At 45.7% G+C, this 21,604-nt stretch carries 21 protein-coding genes; 14 read left to right on the forward strand and 7 right to left on the reverse strand.

Annotated elements, in window-relative coordinates; all coding sequences use genetic code 11:
• Window positions 1-369, forward strand: a 369-nt coding sequence (locus ACTXGO_RS02515; RefSeq protein ID WP_443573289.1) for a DALR anticodon-binding domain-containing protein, incomplete at its 5' end; no start/stop codon positions are given.
• Between the two features lie 141 nt (window positions 370-510).
• A complete protein-coding gene (locus ACTXGO_RS02520) occupies window positions 511-819 on the forward strand; it encodes a hypothetical protein (protein ID WP_443573290.1) in 309 nt (102 codons plus the stop codon).
• 18 nt (window positions 820-837) lie between these two features.
• On the opposite strand, the gene ACTXGO_RS02525 is transcribed toward ACTXGO_RS02520, so the two are convergent.
• Together ACTXGO_RS02525 and ACTXGO_RS02530 are read right to left on the reverse strand one after the other, a co-directional pair.
• Complete coding sequence (locus ACTXGO_RS02525; protein WP_443542970.1) at window positions 838-1,329, reverse strand: cell division protein ZapA; 492 nt, start codon at window positions 1,327-1,329, stop codon at window positions 838-840.
• Between the two features lie 113 nt (window positions 1,330-1,442).
• Window positions 1,443-1,883 (reverse strand): hypothetical protein, encoded by a 441-nt coding sequence (locus ACTXGO_RS02530; protein WP_443542968.1) that lies wholly within the window; start codon window positions 1,881-1,883, stop codon window positions 1,443-1,445.
• A gap of 177 nt (window positions 1,884-2,060) precedes the next feature.
• Between ACTXGO_RS02530 and ACTXGO_RS02535 the strand changes: the two genes are divergently transcribed.
• The 4 genes from ACTXGO_RS02535 to ACTXGO_RS02550 all read left to right on the forward strand — a co-directional run bounded on the left by ACTXGO_RS02535 (window position 2,061) and on the right by ACTXGO_RS02550 (window position 5,297).
• A complete protein-coding gene (locus tag ACTXGO_RS02535; RefSeq protein ID WP_443542967.1) occupies window positions 2,061-2,714 on the forward strand; it encodes a UPF0149 family protein in 654 nt (217 codons plus the stop codon).
• Window positions 2,715-2,745: 31 nt separating this feature from the next.
• Window positions 2,746-3,231 (forward strand): nucleoside deaminase, encoded by a 486-nt coding sequence (locus tag ACTXGO_RS02540; RefSeq protein ID WP_443573291.1) that lies wholly within the window; start codon window positions 2,746-2,748, stop codon window positions 3,229-3,231.
• A gap of 23 nt (window positions 3,232-3,254) precedes the next feature.
• Entirely contained in the window at window positions 3,255-4,514 is a 1,260-nt protein-coding gene (gene argE, locus ACTXGO_RS02545; RefSeq protein WP_443573292.1) for an acetylornithine deacetylase, read from the forward strand.
• Between the two features lie 111 nt (window positions 4,515-4,625).
• A complete protein-coding gene (locus ACTXGO_RS02550) occupies window positions 4,626-5,297 on the forward strand; it encodes a LysE family translocator (protein WP_443573293.1) in 672 nt (223 codons plus the stop codon).
• Between the two features lie 221 nt (window positions 5,298-5,518).
• On the opposite strand, the gene miaB is transcribed toward ACTXGO_RS02550, so the two are convergent.
• Window positions 5,519-7,009 carry a tRNA (N6-isopentenyl adenosine(37)-C2)-methylthiotransferase MiaB gene (gene miaB / locus ACTXGO_RS02555; protein WP_443573294.1) on the reverse strand — a complete coding sequence of 497 codons (1,491 nt, stop codon included), beginning with the start codon at window positions 7,007-7,009 and terminating at the stop codon, window positions 5,519-5,521.
• Between the two features lie 499 nt (window positions 7,010-7,508).
• Between miaB and ACTXGO_RS02560 the strand changes: the two genes are divergently transcribed.
• The 4 genes from ACTXGO_RS02560 to ACTXGO_RS02575 all read left to right on the forward strand — a co-directional run bounded on the left by ACTXGO_RS02560 (window position 7,509) and on the right by ACTXGO_RS02575 (window position 12,144).
• Window positions 7,509-9,524, forward strand: a complete 2,016-nt coding sequence (locus ACTXGO_RS02560; RefSeq protein WP_443542980.1) for a lytic transglycosylase domain-containing protein — start codon at window positions 7,509-7,511, stop codon at window positions 9,522-9,524.
• Window positions 9,525-9,990: 466 nt separating this feature from the next.
• Entirely contained in the window at window positions 9,991-10,548 is a 558-nt protein-coding gene (locus ACTXGO_RS02565; protein WP_443560300.1) for a T2 family ribonuclease, read from the forward strand.
• Between the two features lie 148 nt (window positions 10,549-10,696).
• On the forward strand, window positions 10,697-11,680 hold the full coding sequence (locus tag ACTXGO_RS02570; RefSeq protein WP_443573295.1) for a malate dehydrogenase: 984 nt from the start codon (window positions 10,697-10,699) through the stop codon (window positions 11,678-11,680).
• 224 nt (window positions 11,681-11,904) lie between these two features.
• Window positions 11,905-12,144 carry a DUF2789 family protein gene (locus tag ACTXGO_RS02575; protein ID WP_317199129.1) on the forward strand — a complete coding sequence of 80 codons (240 nt, stop codon included), beginning with the start codon at window positions 11,905-11,907 and terminating at the stop codon, window positions 12,142-12,144.
• Window positions 12,145-12,208: 64 nt separating this feature from the next.
• On the opposite strand, the gene ribF is transcribed toward ACTXGO_RS02575, so the two are convergent.
• Window positions 12,209-13,255 (reverse strand): riboflavin biosynthesis protein RibF, encoded by a 1,047-nt coding sequence (gene ribF, locus ACTXGO_RS02580; protein WP_443573296.1) that lies wholly within the window; start codon window positions 13,253-13,255, stop codon window positions 12,209-12,211.
• 148 nt (window positions 13,256-13,403) lie between these two features.
• On the opposite strand from ribF, the gene ACTXGO_RS02585 reads away from it, so the two are divergent.
• Window positions 13,404-14,003, forward strand: a complete 600-nt coding sequence (locus tag ACTXGO_RS02585; RefSeq protein WP_443542953.1) for a GNAT family N-acetyltransferase — start codon at window positions 13,404-13,406, stop codon at window positions 14,001-14,003.
• 28 nt (window positions 14,004-14,031) lie between these two features.
• On the opposite strand, the gene ACTXGO_RS02590 is transcribed toward ACTXGO_RS02585, so the two are convergent.
• The 3 genes from ACTXGO_RS02590 to ampD all read right to left on the reverse strand — a co-directional run bounded on the left by ACTXGO_RS02590 (window position 14,032) and on the right by ampD (window position 17,032).
• Window positions 14,032-14,625: a nuclear transport factor 2 family protein gene (locus ACTXGO_RS02590; protein ID WP_443560298.1), complete on the reverse strand. Its 594-nt coding sequence runs from the start codon at window positions 14,623-14,625 to the stop codon at window positions 14,032-14,034.
• 136 nt (window positions 14,626-14,761) lie between these two features.
• Window positions 14,762-16,312: a murein biosynthesis integral membrane protein MurJ gene (murJ, locus tag ACTXGO_RS02595; RefSeq protein ID WP_443542950.1), complete on the reverse strand. Its 1,551-nt coding sequence runs from the start codon at window positions 16,310-16,312 to the stop codon at window positions 14,762-14,764.
• Between the two features lie 120 nt (window positions 16,313-16,432).
• Window positions 16,433-17,032, reverse strand: a complete 600-nt coding sequence (gene ampD / locus ACTXGO_RS02600; RefSeq protein ID WP_443573297.1) for a 1,6-anhydro-N-acetylmuramyl-L-alanine amidase AmpD — start codon at window positions 17,030-17,032, stop codon at window positions 16,433-16,435.
• A gap of 202 nt (window positions 17,033-17,234) precedes the next feature.
• Here ampD and ACTXGO_RS02605 point away from each other — a divergent pair, with 202 nt between their 5' ends.
• The 3 genes from ACTXGO_RS02605 (at window position 17,235) to ACTXGO_RS02615 (ending at window position 21,576) form a co-directional block, all read left to right on the forward strand.
• Window positions 17,235-19,331: an Lnb N-terminal periplasmic domain-containing protein gene (locus ACTXGO_RS02605; protein ID WP_443573298.1), complete on the forward strand. Its 2,097-nt coding sequence runs from the start codon at window positions 17,235-17,237 to the stop codon at window positions 19,329-19,331.
• Between the two features lie 61 nt (window positions 19,332-19,392).
• On the forward strand, window positions 19,393-20,238 hold the full coding sequence (locus ACTXGO_RS02610; RefSeq protein ID WP_443573299.1) for an SDR family oxidoreductase: 846 nt from the start codon (window positions 19,393-19,395) through the stop codon (window positions 20,236-20,238).
• Between the two features lie 342 nt (window positions 20,239-20,580).
• Entirely contained in the window at window positions 20,581-21,576 is a 996-nt protein-coding gene (locus ACTXGO_RS02615; protein WP_443573300.1) for a hypothetical protein, read from the forward strand.
• Window positions 21,577-21,604: the final 28 nt, after the last annotated feature.

A 21,604-nucleotide genomic window follows, 5' to 3' on the forward strand; every position in this document is an offset into this window, starting at 1 on the left:
GCTTTTAGTGAGCTGCCTCAAGCGGGTATGCTTGCAGAATCTAACAAGCGCGTGGCAAATATTTTGGCCAAGTCTGAGAGCGATGTATCAGATAGTGCCGATGAGAAGCTGCTCAGTGAGACCGCCGAACAAGAGTTATATCAAGCACTGCAGCACGCGCAAAACGATGTCGCACCGCTTCTTAAAACTGCAGATTATACGCAAGTACTGCAAACGCTCGCGCGTTTAGACGCGCCGCTTACTCAGTTCTTTGATAAGGTGATGGTCAATAGCGAAGATACTGCGCTCAAAGCCAACCGGCTAGCCCTACTTAAGCAAGTGCGCGCGCTGTTCTTGACGGTGGCGGATATCAGTGAGTTACAACTCTAAGCGTGCGGCGATAGTTCATAATCAATAAAAAACTGGCCTATAAAGCCAGTTTTTTATTAACAGTATAACGATAGTGCTATAGCGATTATTTACGTAGACTCTATCTTATATTTATCTGTGATCAATCAAAGGAGCATTGCTGTGTTCGCTGCTGTCGTTATTTTTATAATCATTTGGGTTAGCATGTGGGGCTTTTATAAGTTTATGTATCCGCGCGCGCCCAAAAGCATGATGCCAAAAGAGGGTGATGTCACAACCCCGCGTATATGCAACTTTTGTGGTCATAGCTTGGCTGAATATCGCGGCGTCGTTGAGCATGCCTCACCAGTTATCAATCATGAGGCAAACGCTACGGCAACGAGTGCTGTTCAATTGGATAAAACAGGCGAGCTATTTTTTTGTAATTATGAGCATCAAGCGGACTTCCATGCGGGCAAGACGTATTGCTAATGTTTAGTTTTTAAAAGCTTACAATACCGACTGCGCGTCTTTTATAATTTTGTTTAGTAAGCCTTCTGCTTTTTTATCCTCGTCATGACGCGCGTCATTGACTTTATTGTTAGTGTTTATCTTTTCGTACAAGTTCAAACAGCATAGAACGAGTAAGTTTTCTTGACTTAGATTAGGCGCTTCAGCTTTAAGATCTAGCGCGTAGTTATTAATATAAGATACTGCCGCACGCAGCTCTTCTTCTTCATGTACTGGGCAATAGATTGGGTATTTATTGCCAGCAATAGCGATATCTACCTTTTTTATTTGCGGCTCTTTAGGAGCGGGCTGCTGCGGTTTAGAGTGCTGCGATGGTGCTTGTGATGACGGCATTAGCTTGTCTGTTGACTCTATTTTTGGCGCACTGGTGCTAGAGTGTTGCGTTTTTAGATCGTCATTTTTAGTCGTGTCTGACTTTTGGAGCTCTTGATCCGTCTTGGTTTTTGCTACATCAGATTGGGCGTTAGTCATAATAAATCCTACAAAATGTGGTGATAGAAATAGGTGGGTAAGCGCTCGACTTAAAAACCTTTAAGGGCGGTTAGCTCATATCGTCAATATTCTTTCGCATTAAAATGACGCTATCAGCTCTCTGTTTGATCAATAAGGGTCAACCGCTTTAAGACCACTTGCGTGCGCTCAGCTGCCAGTTGATTCTTTTCTTGCAAGTCGCTATTTTGCTTTTGCAGTTTCTCGTTTTGCTGTTGTAGCTCTTGATTGCTTTGCTTAAGATCGCTGTTTTGCTGCTCTAAGGTTTTGATTTGAGTTTGTAGTTTGTCTTGCTCTTCGCCAATCATATGATGCGCTTCAGCTAAGCTTTGATAGCGCTTATCAAAATCAACCAGCTGTTTTTTGGTGCTATCACGTTCTTTATCACTATTATCAAGCTTGGTTTTGAGCGCTGACAACTCTTTTGGATCAGCAGTGGGCTGCTGTTTGAGACGGGCAAGCTCGTGACTGACAGTTTGGTACTGTTTTTTGATATCGAGTACCATTTTTTCTAGTATTTTAAGTTGGTCATACATAGTCCGTTGTTATCCTTAAGTGACGTCTGCAAGTGAATTTGGGTAGCTGCCTTTACTACTAGGTTTAATAATGCCATAGGTGACCGCATAATATCTATATCAACAAAGTAATTGCCTCCCTTACCATACCGCAAAATCTGTGAGCCGTTTTGCTCACTTTTTATAATAGGATTGTTTATGAATGATAATATTTCAGGATGGAACACCTGGTCTGCTGCCATTGAAGACTGGAGTGATGTGACTATCAGCGAGCTGCATGGGTTGATGACAGGTCTTATGACTGCTTGCTATGCGCCCGACGCCGCAGGTTGGGCTAGTGTCCTTGAGGAGTTAAGCTTTGCGCCGTTGCCTACTGAGGCGCTGACACTACTGACTGAGGAAGCCGAGGACACGGTATTTGTACTCAAAGACAAAGACGATGCCTACGGCTTTACGCCGCTAGTACCTGATGACGAACACGATTTGTACGAGCGCGTAATGGCTTTGAAACAGTGGTCAAATGGCTTTATGACTGGTTTTGGTATCACTGATTGTCAGATCAGTAGCGATGAAAACGAGATGCTCACTTATCTGGCAAAAATTGGGGCGATTCGCTTAGAGATGGATGATGAGTTTGACGGCGGTGAGGAGTCCTATTTAGAGCTTTATGAGTTCGCTCGTATGGTGCCCATCAGCTTTGCCACGCGTAAGCGCAAAGCGGTCAAAGATTTGGCGCTGATATCAGGATTGGCTATTGATGCAAAGACGACCAAAGAGCGTCAAGCTGAAGAAAAACGCGCGAAGCCCATGCCGCCTGTTATCGATATTATGAATCAAGATAATCCATCATAAATAATAGTGATAACGCTAAAGACAAGGAGTCATGATGATAAGTGATCAGGATAAAATACATCTGCGCCGCTGCGTTGAGTTGGCATCAGAGGCACTAGAAGCAGGCGATGCGCCCTTTGGTAGCGTGCTCGTTGATAGTGATGGGCAAGTGCTGCAAGAGGATCGTAATCGTATCAACAGCGTTGATGCCACCTACCATCCTGAGATTGCGCTTGCACGCTGGGCGGCGCGAAATATGAGTGAGACTGCGCGAGCAACAGCTACCGTTTACACCTCAGGCGAGCACTGCGCGATGTGCTCAGCGGCGCACGGACTAGCAGGCCTTGGGCGTATCGTCTATATCAGCTCAGCTAAGCAATTGGGCGAGTGGATGGCGGATATGGGCGTAGAGTCGCCTCTGTCTATAAACACCTTGTCCATCACAGAAATTGCGCCTGACATTGCAATTGAAGGGCCAGTAGCAGGCCTAGATGATGAGATCAAATCCTTGCAACAGCGCTTCGTTAAACAAGGCTAATTTTATATAAATAAGGATGTCTTATGTCCGTAACTCAAGATCCTAGTACCCAAGAAAGCAGTACTCAAGAAAATAGTACTCAGTATTCTAGTACTGTATATCCTGTACAAAGTTTGGATTGGCTTAGCCGTTTGATTGGCTTTGACACCGTTAGTCGGCACTCAAACTTGGCACTGATAGAAGATGTACAAGGATACTGCAAGCAGCTAGGCTTAAGCGTCGATTTGACTTTTAATGAAGCTAAGAACAAAGCCAATCTATTTGTCACTGTGCCCGCAGGCAAGCTGGCTGATATTGTCGATGGCGGTCTTGTGCTCTCAGGTCATACTGATGTCGTGCCCGTCGATGGTCAGGATTGGACGTCTGATCCGTTTAAAGCGGTCATTCGCGGCGATAAGCTTTATGGTCGCGGGTCGTGCGATATGAAAGGCTTTATCGCCTGCAGCTTAGCGTTATTGCCAAAAGCAGTAAAATTATCGAATGCAGGTCAGCTTAAACGTCCGCTGCATCTGGCGCTATCCTTTGATGAAGAAGTGGGCTGTTTGGGCGCGCCGCTGATCTTAGCGGATCTAAAGACGCGCGGCATCACGCCTGATTATTGTATCGTCGGTGAGCCAACTCTGATGACGATGGTGACAGCGCATAAGGGCATCGCCGTCTATCGTTGCCGCGTGCATGGCAAGTCGGCGCATTCTTCCTTAACCAATCAAGGCGTCAATGCGATCAGCTATGCCAGCCGTTTGGTTGGCTATGTTGATGAATTAGCAGAGCAGATAAGCCATCGTGATGATAATGACCCTGTATTTGATGTGCCATATTCTACCTTATCCGTTGGCACGATAAAGGGCGGTACGGCAACTAACATTGTACCGAATCTATGCGAGTTTACTTTTGACTATCGCAACTTGCCGCACATGACCCAAGAGGACGTGATTGCGCCTATCAAAGCAAAAATAGCTGAGCTGAGTGCGCAAATGCAGGAGCGCGATGTGAGTACGGGTATAGAGTTGACACAAAAAGAGGGCGTGCCGGCAATGACCGATAGTGATAATGGCGAGCTACAAGCGCTAATCGCCGCGCTCACGGGTGATGATACCCGTCATAAAGTCGCTTATGCGACCGAAGGCGGGCAGTTCACCAATAGCGGTATTCCAACGATTATTTGCGGCCCAGGTAGCATTGAGCAGGCGCATAAAGCTGACGAGTTCGTTGAGCTTAGCGAAATTGCGCGCTGTGATAGGTTCTTAATGAAGTTATTAGACAGCTGTACTGCCATCTCATAAGCTAAAATCTAAAAAAGTTAAGCACAATACACACCGTCTTATGGGCGGTGTTTTGTCGTTTTACAGACTAAATATTGAATTTGTATTTTAATTCAAACGTAGGGGTTACTGATGTCTTGGCATCTATTTAGCGTATTTTTTATCACCACGTTTTTTATCTCAGCGACGCCAGGCCCCAATATGCTACTGGCGTTTCAGTATGGGCTGAACTATGGCGTTAAGCGCACCCTTTGGACGCTAGCAGGGTTAAGTCTGGGCTTATTTATCCTGCTGCTCTCAACCTTACTGGGACTCGATGTCATCAGCCGTCAGTCGCCTTGGCTGCTTGATATTATCAAAATCATCGGGGCGCTGTATCTCATCTATTTAGGGGCCGTCACATGGCGCGATACGGGCGAAAGTGATGGCTTGGTAGCAGACGCAAAACAGATGAGCGCTGATATAGCGAGCACGCAAAAGAGGGGTGTCAGTGATTGGCGTCTGTTTCGTATTGGCGTCTGGGTGTCGCTATCTAATCCTAAAGCGATTTTATTCTTTGCCGCCTTTTTTCCAAAATTTATCGATTTTGCAGCGCCGCTCTGGTCGCAATATATCTTGCTAACATTAGGCTTCTTTTTGAGCGAAACGATTTGGCAAATTATCTATACCATCGGCGGTAAGCAGTTGGCAGGCTGGCTTGAGGTTGGCAATCGCTTGGCTTGGCTCAATCGTATTTGCGGGGTAATATTCATTTTGATTGCTCTGGCTTTATTGATTGAAGTGGCTAGTCCTTTTGTGGTCTAAAAGACATCACTCATAAAAGGACTCATGCTTACTCGCAAAAAAGCCGTTCACTATTGAATAGCAAACGGCTTTTCTTATTTAAACCGTTGGGTGTTGCAAGCTCCACACCAACCTACATATCTAAATTTTAACTTAACGATGAACCGTCGTAGGGTGCGTTCTACGCACCGTTAAGTTTAACTGGTGCTTAAAAAGCACCCTACAATACAAACCAGATTAACCTAAGCCAAAACTTCAACCAGCTCACCTTTAACCATATGCGGGCTGACAAAATCAGTTACTCTTACGCTAACGATTTTACCGAGTAGCTCGTCCATTTTATCGACATCATATTTAAACATTACCGTACGGGTGTTATCCGCCGTACCGATTAAGCAGTCAGGATGACGATTGGCAACTTGCTCAACGAGTACGCGAGTCGTCGTTCCGACCATTTCATGGGACTTGGCGAGCGTCGAGTCGATTATGACCTTTTGAAATTCTGCCAAGCGCGCTTTTTTAGTGCTAAAGCTCACATCATCAGGTAGCTCTGCCGCTGGCGTGCCCGGACGCTTAGAATAAATAAAGCTGTACGAATGATCAAAGTTGAGCTCTTTAGCAAGATTGAGCGTATCCTGAAAATCCTGATCGCTCTCGCCAGGGAAGCCGATAATAAAGTCGCTAGACAGATGAATATCGGGACGCACAGCTTTAAGCTTATTGATCTGATTAATATAAACATCAATGGTATGGTTACGCTTCATCGCGGCAAGTATAGCGTTTGAACCGCTTTGTACTGGCAAATGCAAATGTGAGACCAGCTCTGGCAACTGCGCGTAAGCATCGATAATGTCATCGGTGAATTCTAACGGGTGGCTAGTGGTGTAACGAATACGCTCCACACCATCAACATGTGAGACGTAGTGCAACAGTTCTGCGAAGCGGCAAATACTGCCATCGTCTTTTTCGCCGCGATAGCCGTTGACGTTTTGACCTAATAGATTGATCTCACGCACGCCTTGCTCAGCTAAGCTGTCGATTTCTGCTAGTACATCATCAAGTGGGCGTGATAGCTCTTCGCCGCGCGTATATGGCACCACGCAAAATGAGCAATACTTTGAGCAGCCCTCCATAATGGAGACAAAGGCCTTGTAGCCATCAACTTTTGGCTCAGGCAAAAAGTCAAACTTCTCAATACTGGGAAAGGAGATATCTATCGTTCCAATACGATTTTTGGGAGCGATATCACGCTGCTCGTTGGATTGATCGTACAGCTCTGGCAGGCGATGCAAGGTTTGCGGGCCAAATACCATATCGACATATGGCGCACGCTTTTGGATATTATCGCCCTCTTGTGAGGCCACGCAGCCGCCAACACCAATGACCAAATCGGGACGTTTTTCTTTGAGTTTGCGCCAGCGTCCAAGCTCTGAGAACACCTTTTCTTGCGCTTTTTCGCGAATAGAGCAGGTATTCATCAGGAGCACGTCGGCGTCATCAATATTATGAGTAACTTCCATACCATGTGAGTCGCCAAGTACATCAAGCATTTTGTCAGAATCATAGACATTCATCTGACAGCCTTGAGTGGCGATGAATACCTTTTTGCTCACGCCTTTATTCCCATCAGTCGTTACAGGTGCTGCAACTGAGCTTGACTCATCATCTGCAACCAAAAGGGTGGATTTGGCCGCGACGTCATTGATACGGGGATTAAATACAGTAACACTCATAAGGAAAAGTCCATGATTGCGCAAAATATAGCGAGGTAGCCGATTCTAAGAGTCTACCAAAACAATAGACGGCGTATTTTATCACAACCCACTATCAAAGTGAAAAGTAAGCAAGCATATACAGTGACTATAATAATAAGCTATTTATAGCAGTATCAATCGCTTAGCGCTATTGTCGTCGATAGCTTCATTCATTTACACTTATTATCACAGCTGTGTTACGCGCCACTGTCCTATTTATTAACAAAAGGTAAAGGCTGTGGTTGAAAGTGCTTTGACTATAGTATGATGAAAACCTGAATCTGAGCGAAACCCAATCGCCACCCCTGCATTTGTGCAGATACCATTTGATGCAGACCCAATATAGAGAGCCAGTATGACAAAGCCAAACCGCCCTATGCACCAAAAAAAGTCTAACAACAAAAAACTAATAACTGCAATCTCTAAATGTCTAGAGACCGGCTCGCTACGATTTAGCGTGCTAAGCATAGCGACGGCAATGAGTGCGCTGGGGCTATCGCAGGTGGCTTGTGCTGAGCTGACTTGGGGCGAGGGCGATAGTATGCAATCAAGCGGCAATTATCAAACGGATGCTTATAGACCTGACAACAGCATTGATTACTTCAATGCAGCGGCGCAAGCAGAAAATCGCGGCGATACCAGCGCACTCTACAATTATGAGCAAATGATGAGCGGTGGCATCTTTGCCATGTATCCCACTTATTGGCGCATGAATCTAGACCTAAATTCGCAAAGTTCTGCAGCAATATCACAGTTCGTCCGTCAATATCCAGATACGGTCATGGCAGAAAAGCTGGTTGCGGACTATGCAGAGACCAAGGCGGGCTCCAATGACTACGCGTCTGTGCGACAAGTGGCCAACCTAATTACCAATGCTGATAGTTCTGAGCGCTGCGCGGTAGCGCTTGGGTTTAATAATGGTGGCGATACTATGCGCGCCATGGCGGCCAAATCCGACGTGTGGCTGACCACCAAAAAGCAGCCAGCACTGTGCGATCAGCTGGCGATGGAGATGAATAATAACGCGCTAATTAGCAATCAGGATCGCGCGGCGCGTCTCAAACGTATGCTACGTGTTGGCAAGACTGGTGATATTATGGCGCTGTCATCGCGCCTTGGTACGCCTATTCCGTACTCATCATTGAGTGAAATTCAGCTCAATCCCTCCGCTTTCTTTGGTCGTTTTGGTCGCGAGTCTGCAAGCCAAACTAATCAGTATCTCTATCTATATGCTCTAGGCCGTCTGGCTGATAAGTCTTATCGCGAAGCGGCTATGCAATTAGAGTTTGATGTCAAACAAGATAATCAGCGCGCCTCAAAGCTCCTGAATGATGACACGCGCCGCTATGCTTACCGTATCATCGGTGTCAAGCGTATGAATCACAATACCGATGATGGCTTTAATAGTGAGGCGGTAGATTGGTTCCGCAATAGCTTAGATGATGATTTTAACTTTGAAGAAGCCGAAGACTATGCGATGGCAGCTATTCGCTTTAGTCGCTGGGATGATGTCATTGCCGCTATCTCACGCATGGATAGCGAGACGCAAAAGTCTGAGCAGTGGCAGTATTGGCTGGCGCGTGCGTATGAGCAATCAAGCGACGCGGGCAAACGCGCTCTTGCCAAACAGATGTACCAAAACCTTGCAAGTAGTAATGAGTATTACGGTCTGATGGCAAAAGATAAGGTCGGTCAGCGTTTTGATATTACGCGCCTAGGTGGTAGCAGTTTGCCAAATGTTAGTAGTAGCGACCGTACGCGCGTGATGCAAGAACCCAACTTTGCTCGTGCCTTTGCGCTTTATAACGCCGATGCTAGCCGTGCGTATGCTAACCGCGAATGGAATTGGGCGGTCAAACAGGCACGCGATAATCGTGATGATAATCTAATCATAGCCGCGGCTCGTCAAGCGCATGATATGGGCTGGCTGGATCGTGCCATTTATGCTGCTGACAACACTCAGCAAGTGAGTAGCGTAGCGCTATCGCATCCGATGCCGCATCAAAGCGCCGTTGTACGTTACAGCAGGGAGGCTGGCATTGATCCTGCGTGGGCTTACGGCATTATGCGTCAAGAGAGCCGTTTTGTGACCTCAGCACGCTCCAACGTTGGTGCTAGTGGTTTGATGCAGGTCATGCCTGATACCGCCAAGTACATTGCACGCAATTTAGGCGAGACTTATAGCGCTAGCCGCGCCAACAGTGGCGATACCAATATTCGCTACGGGACGTGGTACATGGGCGATATCTTGGGCAAACTCAATTACCAGCCCGTCCTTGCAACCGCAGGGTACAACGCAGGCCCTAATAACGCTAAGCGCTGGCAGCCTGTTTATGGCTCGCTTGCTGCCGATCAGTACGTTGAGAGCATTGCCTTTCCTGAGACGCGCAATTACGTTAAGCATGTGATGGAAAACGCCACTATCTATAGCAGTCTACTCGGTCGCGCCCAGCCTATTACTCAGCGTATGGGTACAGTGCCAGCGGCTTTTTAACACTATATATACGCCAAAACCCTTTGATAAGGTGTTAAGGGGATTTTCAAAAAATTGTAAGCAGGTTGTTTTATAAGCTTGATACATCGTTTTGATATTTATCATATTTTTTTAGATGATAGGAGTCGTTTACGTTTGTGCTATATATTAAAAAAAGCGTTTTGCTACCATTGATTTAGTCTCCGTCCATGTTTGTTGTGAGATTGTCTAAGCGCTGACTGACAACCTAATTACTGATACTGCTCTATTAACTATGATAAAAAAATATTTAAACGCATCTACACTCTCAAGTGGATACCAGTTATCTACTTTGATGCGTGTGCATCCTAAAACCAAGCGCAATTCAAAAGTCTCTATATCAAGTCCGCTTCATTCTTTACGTTACCGCTTATGTCAGAGCGCTATAAGTATACTTGGGGTTTTATTAATTCAAGCAACTATCAGTACTTCTGTAAATGCTGCAAGCGTGACGCAGTCAGGTCAGCGCGTACTTATGATTGAGATGACGCCAGCACTATGCAAACTCCAGCCAACGCGTGCACGTATGCGTCAATGTTTGGAGGGGTATTCATTAACGGTATCAGGTCTAAATTTAGGTTACGGTGCTAGCTGTGGCAGCAGTAGTGAACCGCGTTTGACGCCACTGCAACTAAAAGTCGTCAACCGCATCATGCCCGACACCACGGTGCGCAATCAGACTTGGCAGCACTATGGCGCTTGCGGGCCAATAAGCGCTAATAGCTATTTTCGCCTGATTACCAACTATGCAGGCGATCTAAAACTGCCAAGTGAGCTGACCACAGGTAACAGTTATACCGTTTCAAAGTCGCGTTTTTTGCGGCAAATGACGCGCTTGAACAAAGGTATGCGCTCATCAAACATCGATCTAATCTGCCAAGAGGGTAGTCGTCGCCAGTCTATCTTAACTGACATTCATATCTGCTACACCGGTAGCAGTTTTAGTAAATGTAGCAATCCTATCAACACTTGTGGCGGTAATTTTATTATTTCAGGCGGTAATTAGTTCATGCGTATAAAATGTAACAATAAAATTTTGAACTCCTGTCTTATCTTATCTAGACGTCTTATTGAGCGAAGTGCTACACTAGCCCACGTTTGAGACATTCATTAGTTGTCGTGACCATATTTTATAATCAATGAGGGAGTATTCTATGAAACAACCTATTCGTGTTGCCGTCACTGGCGCTGCTGGTAATATCAGTTATGCCATGCTATTTCGTATCGCATCAGGTGAGATGCTAGGCCCAGATCAGCCTGTTATCTTGCAATTGCTTGAGATTACGCCAGCACTTGACGCGCTAAAGGGTGTGGTCATGGAGCTAGAGGATTGTGCTTTTCCATTACTTGCCGATATCGTACAGACTGATGATGCCACAGTTGCCTTCAAAGACATCGATTATGCATTGCTAGTAGGCGCGCGTCCACGTGGCCCAGGCATGGAGCGTAAAGATTTATTAGAAGCCAATGCGGCTATTTTCTCAGCACAAGGCAAAGCATTAAATGACGTGGCTAGCCGTGATGTCAAAGTCTTGGTCGTCGGCAACCCTGCTAATACCAATGCGGTTATCGCTCAGCGTAATGCACCAGATTTAGATCCACGTAACTTTACCGCAATGACGCGCCTAGATCATAATCGTGCTATGGCACAATTAGCTGAGCAAACAGATAGCACAGTTAATGACATCAAAAAGATGACGATTTGGGGCAACCACTCATCAACTCAGTATCCAGATCTAACCGCTTGTACCGTAAATGGCAAGCCTGTGCTTGATTTAGTCGATCGCGACTGGTACGAAGGTACTTATATTCCAAACGTACAGCAACGCGGCGCGGCAATCATTAAAGCTCGCGGTGCCTCTTCTGCTGCTTCTGCTGCGAATGCGGCTATTGCTCATATGCGTACTTGGGCGATGGGTACAGATGAGAACGATTGGGTCTCTATGGGTGTATATTCAAACGGTGAGTATGGCATTGCCGAAGGTCTCATCTACTCGTTCCCTTGCACTTGCACAAATGGCGACTGGTCTATCGTTGAAGGTTTAGACGTCTCATCAGATTTCTCAAAAGAGAAAATGGCGGCAACTGAGCAAGAGCTTAGCGAAGAGCGTGACGCGGTATCACACCTACTACCATAAGCTTATGGTAGTATACAAAAACCCTCTCACTAGCAGAGGGTTTTTTTTATGCTCAAGTATCTATTTGCTGACTAGCATTAACATAAGTGTTAACGAGCCATTACAGTTTTTCGCCGAGAGCTTGCTACAATAAAGTTTCAAACTAAAAAAGCTTAGAGTAGAATTTTAGGCTAATACAAAAATAATTGAGTCATATTATTGAGTCATACAAAGGGAGAGAGCAGATGTTAGGCGAACCAGATTACACTATGAATGATTTATTTGCACAATTAGGACTTGAGAGCTCAGATGAAGCTATTGATAGTTTTATCCAAAACAATCAACTAGCAAAAGAAGAAGAGCTTATTAAAGCGGATGTTTGGAGTGACTCTCAGCGGGCATTTTTACAAGAAGAATGGAAAAAAGACGCCGCTTGGGTCGAAGTCATTGATGATTTAAACGTGCGTATGCATCCAGATGCTTAATCTTTACGGCATAAAAAACCCACTACCTTTATGTTAGTGGGTTTTTTATGCCGTAGGCTCTGCGTTATATCAATTGGGCTTGTCGCCACTTTAATAAATCAGCAACATCTTGATGAATACCTGCCTTTAACGCCTCGATACCCTCGTAATCTTTTTCACCATGCAAAAAATGCAAAAAACGCACTTGTAATGTCTTGCCATATAAGTCGGCTTTAAACTGCGGAAAGTGCACCTCTAAGCGCCAATTATCACCTTTATCGACAGAAGGCCTAGTACCGACATTTGCGGTACCAAATAAGCTATGCGCGCGCATGCCGGCGACTCCTACCTGCTCATCGACCGCCAGTTTGCTCAAGCCATTGGGTACAATATTGCCTTTGTCATCGAGACAAACCACATCGACGGCCAAGATACCATGCAAAGCGGGTTTTAGGCGTGATAGCTCAATATTGGCTGTTGGAAAACTCATAGTACGACCAATCTGATCGCCGCCCACGACCTCACCTGTAATGGTATAGTCTCGGCCCAATAATTGATTCGCCGCCTCAATATCACCTGCTAGCAGTAGCTCACGGATACGCGTTGAACTGATACGCCGGCTAGCTGTCTCATCAATGTCGTCAGCAATCGTGTGTAGATTGGTCACGGGCAACCCATAATCACGCAAAAACTGACTATCACCTGTGCGATCATGTCCAAAACGTGAGTCATCACCGAGTACTAGCGCTTTGACATTAAGTCGCTTGGCTAATAGATCAGCAAAGGCGGTGGCAGATAAAGCTCGAAAATCACTATCAAAGTTGGCAACGATTAAAGTGTCAACACCGTACTCAGCGAGCAAAACTTGTTTTTCAGTCAGCGTCGTCAAACGTGCAGGCGCAGACTTAGGCGCAAAAAACTCACGCGGCTGCGGCTCAAATATCATAACCGCAGCGCTTAGGTGCTCTGCATCGGCTAACGCGCGTACTTGAGCCAGCATCGCTTGATGACCCAAGTGTACCCCATCAAAATTACCTATGGTCAATACACAAGCGTCAAGTTTGGTAGTGATAACTTGGTCATCAGCTCTATAGGGCGGTGCAATCAGTTGCTCAAGAAAGTAGGTTTTCATAGACAGTTATTTATCGCTGTAGCTATCGCTAACATAAAAGGAATTCATTAAAAAGCACAAGGCTAGGGCGCTAGGTATGTTCAAGGCTTGTCATTATAAAGTAAAATAAGCGCGCTCACACTCAAAACCAGATATTCCAGCAGATTATATGAGAACCGTTATGCTCATTGATAGTAATAAAACGTTTGATGATAAATTCACCGTAGAACGTGCCAGCTTGCATGATTTGCCTGATGTTTTGGATATTTATAATCAAAGCATTGCAGGTAAACAGGCGACTGCAAATCTAGCGCCAGTAACGACTACTGAGCGCGCCTCTTGGTTTGCCGAGCATCTTGATAGTCGAACACGCCCCATATATGTGGTTCGCGCCATTAGTAAAAGTCTTCAAGGGGATAGTAGCGAAACCAAGTCATTGATTGTCGCTTGGGGTAGCTTTAGTGATTTGTACGCGCGCACCGCTTATCATATTAGTAGTGAGATTAGTATCTATCTGCACAAAGACTATCACAGGCAAGGTCTGGGCAGTAAGCTTACGCGCTATATGCTCGCGCAAGCACCCAGCCTCGGCATTGCAAACGTTGTTGCGCTTATCTTTGCTCATAACCTGCCAAGTCTTGGTTTGTTCAAAAAGCTTGGCTTTGAGCAGTGGGGCTATATGCCAAAGGTTTGTGATATGGACGGGTTTATCGCTGATGTCGTTATGCTAGGTATAGCTATTGATCCTGATAACGCTCGCAAAATCTAATTTATTAGTTCAATACTCGGCGCTGTATTTAGCCCAAAATTTTCCATTGACCGTTCACTTTTTTGAGCTGATAAGTGAGCGGCGCAGGCTCGCTTTGACCCTTAATCATTAGCTCACCTTCGATAGTAGCCACAGTGTCGTCTTCACTGTACTGAGTATCTGTAATAGTCACGCTATCTACAGTTTGCTGAAACGCGCTTTGGGTATTGGCAAGCTCTTGTTCAAAGTTTGCCATATCCACCTGATAGTATCCTACCGCGTCCTCAACATCACCATAGTATAGAGTATTGAGCGCTTGCTTGACCGTATCTTCTGGACTATTGGGCTCAGTCATGTTGGTGACTATACTTGGCTGATCAGCTAAAGGCGGAGCGGGAATAGCACTAGGACTTGGCATGCTTGTTTGATCGCTAGCAGTAGCCATATCGCCTAATGCGTTGTCTTCTAATACAGCGGTATCAGTAGTCACAGCATCATCAACCACGACAGGTACATCATCAGCGTCGATCGCTATATTATCAGGATCACTATTACTACAGGCACTCAAAATAAGACTACTACTTAACATAAGTGTGTAGGGTAGTCGCTGCAGTTTTACGAATTTGGCTATATTTGACTTCATTGCACACCTCAAATCTTTCACTTCATTTAAAACCAATTATGGCAACTATCATCACAATTAGCAGTCAGTGATTGATTTCACCTTGTGCCTATTTGGTAAAGCGGCTGTTTAAGGCTTTAATCAATTACAACTACAACTAGCCATGCTTGAGCTGACGCGGGCGAAAGCCGGTAGCGAGCAGTACAATTGCATAAACCAAAGCACCGACCACACACATGATAAGTAGCGCCACGATTCGCTGCCACTGCGCAGAATCCGTTGGAAAGTAGGGGAGCATGATATAGAGGGCGGCAATCATAGCTACCGTTGAGACGATAAACTGCGAAAAAAGCTTTTTCCAGTGGCTATCAAAACGAAAGATATCGCGTTTTTGCAAGAAGTAATAGAGCAAGCCTGCGTTGACAAAAGCGGCCCCTGTGGTGGCTAAAGCTAGCCCGCCATGCAATGGAATCTCTAATAGATAAAAAATACCGATAAATAAAGCACTAAATATCATATTGGCAAAGACTGAAACGATACCGATGCGCACTGGGGTCTTGATATCTTGACGGGCAAAAAACGCGGGCGCAAATATTTTTATCAGCATAAACCCTAAGATGCCGCCTGCCATACTACGCAATGCAAGTCCGCTCATTTGCGAATCACGTAAGGTAAATTCCCCGCGCAAAAACAGCGCCTGCATCAGCACGTCTGAGAGAATAAACAGTGCGGCCGCAGCAGGCAAGCCGACAACGATGATCAATCTGGCAGCCCAATCTATGGTCTTTTTAAAGGTGATGTCGTCCTTTTGCGCCTCACTTCTAGACAAACTTGGCAAAATAACCGTACCAATGGCGACGCCGATAAGACCCAACGGTAGCTCACTCATACGCTCAGCGGCATACAGCCACGAGACCGAGCCGCCAATCATCAAGGAGGCAAATACCGTATTTAGTAGCAGGTTAATCTGAGTGACAGAGACGCCAAAGATAGCAGGAAGCATTAATTTCAATATGCGCTTGACGCCTTCATGCCCAAAGTCAACTTTGGGCGCGACCAATAGTTTTTGTTGCCATAGCTGCGGCAGTTGAATCAAAAACTGTAATAGACCTGCGATAGCGACGGCGTAACCGAGCGCCATGATTGGCGTATCAAACATCGGTGCAAAGATAAGGGCGGCGCCTATCATACATAGGTTTAATAATACGGGCGCAAAAGCTGGCGCGGCAAAACGTCCATAGCTTTGCAAAATGCCACTAGCAAAAGCGGTCATGGATATAAATAACAGATAAGGGAAGGTGAGGCGTAATAATTCTGCGGTAATCGCGAACTTATCAGGCTGATCGGCAAATCCTGGCGCGAACAAAGTCACGACCCATGGCGCCAGCAAAATCACGACCACGGTCAACATCGACAAAATCAGCAATAACGCGCCTGAGGTACGGCTAACCAAAATCTGTACTTGCTGAAGATTATATTTTTCTTTGTACTCGGATAATACTGGGACAAAAGCCTGACTAAAGGCGCCTTCAGCGAATAGACGGCGCAAAAAGTTCGGTATTTTAAAGGCGACCAAAAAGGCATCCATTAGACCGCCTGCGCCAAAGACTCCTAAGAGTACGATATCGCGCACCAAACCTAATATACGCGATAACATGGTCATGCTACTGACCACCATGGTCGAACGAAACAAGCGACTTTTTGCCATGAGGATTATTCTGCCCAGTTGCTATTGTCAAAAATCAAAAACAGATTGCCAAAAAACTGACGGATTATAGCATTTTCATAACATAGATAAATGAATTGCTTGTGGAATGCAGAGTGCTCTTTATCGCTCGCTGTTTTGATTGATCATCTGACGCAAGCGCACCCAGTCAAAATACTCACCCGGATCACTCTTGCGTCCTGGTGCGATATCGCTATGACCCGTTAGATGTCGACGCGTTTTAGGATACGCGTGATAAATGGCAGTGATAATATCGGTAAGGGCGATATATTGCTCATCAGTAAAGGCCTGAAAATCTGAGCCTTCAAGCTCAATACCAATGCTATAATCATTGCATTCAGGTCGTCCCAAATAGCTGGACTTGCCTGCATGCCACGCGCGCTTATCAAAGGGGACAAATTGGGTGACCCTGCCATCGCGCTCTATCAGCAGGTGCGCGGATACTTCTGCGCCTTCGATACTTTTAAAGTACGGATGCGCACTCCAGTCAAGTTGGTTGGTAAATAGGGCTTTGACGTAGTGCAGACCATCACTATCGCAGCCACCAAACTCATCAGGTGGTAAGCTGATATTGTGGATGACGATAGTGTCAATACTCATGCTACCGTCTTTGCCCTTGGGACGCTCGTTGAAATTGGGCGAGGCAAGCCAAGTGGCTGACAATAAACGATGATCTTTGATTTTTGTAATAGATGTAGACATGATGCTCTCAATTATTTAACGACTAAAAACACGATAACAAACAGTGCTTTTAAATCTGGTATATCATATACAATATTATGCAGCGTATTGAAATATTATTACGGCGCTAATGTAAGCTTTAAGCCAACAGATTTTATTCACATTTCTCTATAACCTCAAATTGCTTGCTAGCTATTAGCGCAAAAACGCGAGATGCTGCCTTATGTCCTTTTATTCAACTGCTATAACTAAGTGTCATGCTGCAAAAAAGACTCCGTCAAAAGGCGTAAGCCTGCGAGCACTTTTACCCCTGACTATTGCCAGTCTACTCTGTGCGCCTGCGCAAGCGGTCCTGCCAACGCCCTTGTCATTGGTAACGACAGGTGCCTTAGCGCCTAACTCAGCATCGCTTGATTTAGCAACGCCTAACTTAGCATCACTTGATGCAGCAAATACGCCACAAGCCCAGCAGCTATTGTCTAAGTGGCGCAAACAAGTTGAGGCGGATAATTTAGCTGAGCATACAACGTGGCGACGACTACTATATTTTTTAGATGACAAAAAATCGACATTGAATAAAGGCGCGCCTGAGAGCCTGATCGATAATCCAGATTTCTTTTTGAGTGCCAATGGACAATCTGATGCTGGCGCTGAACTTGATGCGATGCTTATCGCATTTGCTAATCAAATGACAGCACCAAAAACCACATTGTCTCAACCCTCAAACTCTAGCAATAACGCAGCGGTTTGCCGTTTTCCTGCACGTACGCAGTGGCTCACAGATACTCTAGGCATTGACGGTGCGCGCTTGCAAGCGGACTGCCCAGAGCTTGGCTCTTGGATGAAAATGCTAAACCCCGAACAGCTATCAATTATGTTTGCTGAAGAGTATCTCGATAATCCGATTTCCGCTTTTGCTCATACCTTGCTGCGTATCGACTCGCCAATAAGCGCGGCAAATCCTAACCTAATACATCATGCTTATGCGCTAAACGATACCGTCGATGGCGACCCTGACGATGCTTTTGCCATTTACGCTATCAAATCAACGAGTGGCGGTTACAATAACAGAATTGAGATTGACCCTTATCACGAAAAGCTAGCTAAGTATCTCAAGGACGATGAGCGCGATGCGTGGACTTATCAGCTTGATTTGACGCCTGTTGAAGTACAGCAGATTATCTTGCACGTTTGGGAGACCAAAGATTTAGATATTCCTTATTATTTTACTACCGATAACTGCGCCTCTGAGATTCTGCGTTTAATTGATGTGGTGCGCCCTCAGCAAAACCTGCTTAGTCAATTGCCTTACGTGGTCATTCCCTCTGATGTGGTACAACTGTTAAACAATGAGGACTTACTATCAGATGCCCGTTTTACGCCATCTGATAGTACCGTGCGTCAGGCTGAGCTGAACAAAGCCAAAGCAGCGGCCGAACTTGGTTATATATCATTAAGTAAAAACGATGCGCAAGCGATCAAATCCGCCGAGCGCAATGCGGCATCGAGCATATCAGCAGATGGCAAAACCATCGTAGATCATGGCATTGTTGCCTCAAATAATAACCCCACAGATCGCCATCCCTTCCAAATGGCTCAAATAGGTATCGGTCAGCGCGGTGACAACGGCTATATCGATGTTGGCGTGCGCGCAGGCTTTCATGACATGCTAGATCGCACCATGGGATTTTCGCAGTTTTTTAATTTAGAAGCCCTAGCTGCTACCGTGCGTTTTTACGATACGGACAGTAACGACAATGAGCCTGATAATGTGGTGCTAGAGAATATCACAATCCTGCGCGGACGCTCGTTTAACCCAGTCAACAGTGCACAAAGGGGCAAAACGTGGGGCGTCAACGTTGAGGCGACGCGCGTTGATGATGGCTCACAAGTTGAAGGGCGCGATCATCTAGTGGGCAATGTCGGCTACGAGACAGGCTGGTCATGGGCGTTTGGCACCCCAAGATCAGGTACTGGCGAGATGCCGCCGCAGCTGTGCTATGCTTTGTTATCAGGAACCGCTCAGGGCGGACGTGGTCTGAATAAAGGTTTTCGGGTTGGCGCAGGCGTGAACGCTGGCTGTCATTATCAGATTAACAATCAGTTACGTGCGCAGGCACAACTAGAGCTACCTTATTGGTATCATGGCGACACGAGCGCGCCTGATACTAAAGGTCACTATTGGCAACCGATAACGACGCTAGGGATGCAATATGATATTGACCGCACCCAAGCATTACGACTTGACGCCAGTTATGACTGGCAAGATCGCGTCGATGCTAATGACGATATCAAACTGGCATACAGACGGTATTTTTAGCGTTTATTGTTAAAGTAGATAACTCTGTTTTTATTGTAAGTGTGAAATCAAAGGATTCATTATGAGTACGCCACATATACTGATCATCGGTCAAGGCGATATCGGACTGCCTGTAACCAATAAGCTCGCTTATGATGGATTATCAGTCACTGGCCTTGCTCGCAGTGAACGTGAGCGCTATGATTTGGACGACAATGCAAAGTTTATGCAAACCGATGCGTTGACACTTAGCGCTGAGCAGTTGCAAGATTTTACTCATATTGCCATTATCGTAACCCCTGATGAGTATTCTACCAGCGGTTATGAGGGTAGCTATTTGGCGATTAATCGACACTTGGCAAGCTTAGCGGATCAACTGCATAAGCTTTCGCGCATAGTTTTTATCTCCTCAACAGGCGTTTATGGACAAGATAATGGCGAATGGGTGGATGACACGACCGCGCCGATTACGCCTGAGCGCGATGCCTCAAAGGTTATTTTGCAAGCAGAACAAGTATTGCAACAAGGCTTTGATGCTCGCGCCATTATCATTCGCCCAAGCGGTATCTATGGACGCGAGCGGCTTATGCGACTGCGTAAAGTGCGCGAGCCACAAAAAGAATCAGTAGCAGCGCAGCACTGGAGTAATCGCATTATGGATCGCGATCTGGTGACTATTATTACCAAGGTATTGACTTGTGATGCGCCAAAGCCGCTGTATATTGCGACTGACTATAGACCCGTGACGACGTTTGAATTAAGCGTTTGGCTAAGTGAGCAAGTAGGGGAGACACCGCCTGCTATCGATAAGAGTAAAACGGCAGTTACGGGGAAGCGCCTACATAGCAACATTCCGTTAGCATGGCTTGATTATCCTGATTGGCAGGTAGGCTACCGTGATATTTTGCATCATGAAGGGTTGCAATAATAAAAGATTTTAGGGCGTATTGAACATTCACAAATACGCACTGACAGAGACTATTTTTTAGTCGATTCAAAGATAAAAATAGTAAGTTTAGTTATTCTAAGCGTCTATTTTTATCAAAGGAGCGGCAAAAAAGAGTCCTGTCCTTTCAGGCTGATGCTAAAATTGCCCCATACTGTGTTGCAAGTCAAGCTAAGGTCTAGACATTATCTTTAACTTGCGCCGTGTCTGGAACCATTTTAGCGATCAGCAGTGCCATGGTTGAATGTTCAACACGCCCTAAGTGTTTACTGGTAGTAGTTAGTTTTATAGTAGTTAATTTTATTTTAAGTCTGTGGAGACGTTATGACCCAGCCATTTATGTCTGACAATCACTTATCTAACCTCTTATTGTCAGAGTTAGGTGAGGGCCTTGAAGATAGCGCTGAGAAATCCTCCTTACCAGATAGCGAGCAACCTGCAATCGTGCATCCTAATTTTGATCCCAAGCAAACGCCGCTCGATCCTGCGCGTCCGCTTAACGATATTCCAGAGCCCACGCGCCAGATTAATAGCCAATTACGCCGTCTATACGGTAAATCTGTACGGTTTTTTGTGCCAAACGAGAGGGCACTATCTAAGTGGCGACTCATTGGTTCTGAGGCGCTCGCTGAGCATTTAGCCCTGCTTGAAGCGGCTGAGCTTATCGCGCTACCTGACAGCTTTTATCATAATTACAGTGAGCAGCCACTATTATCCTCGCTTGAGCACATGGTTTTGCTCGATATGGCAGATATTAGGCGAACAATGAGTCGTTATCCTAAATTGAATCGCTATGGTTTTATAGCAGATGATAAGCCTTTATCAGCATCAAAAAGCCTTCAATCACCAGATAAAAAAGTCTTACAACATCATAAAAGTACAAACAATCAGTACGATCCCGACGAATTATTGAACAGTTTATACGCTGAGGATTGGCAAGTGATTTTGCAGCCGCAGCAGTTTGAAATGGGTGCGGGCAACTTGGCAACAGATGTCATGGCCTGTAGCGTAGCAGTTCACGCTCTAAAACAGTGCACGACGCGCAAAAGCGTCAACCAAAGCTATAGCGTTGAACAAATCTGCAATTATGTGCGCAGTTACTTGCTCAGCCAGCTGTCGCTTGCACCTATGCAGCGGCATCAATACCGTCAAATACGTCTGTTTGCAGGGCATATCATAGTGGCTGCGCACTATTTGGGATGGGATATTCAAGTCTCTGATACGGGCGATTGCTATTTCAATCTGTCATCGCGCTGTCGTTTGCTCACGCGTTATCCTAATATGGATGATTATTACATTAATGGCTGGTCAAGCCAATAACTCATAAAATCGCTTAGCCTCGTTACCG

This window comes from Psychrobacter sp. T6-1 (genome assembly GCF_052258445.1).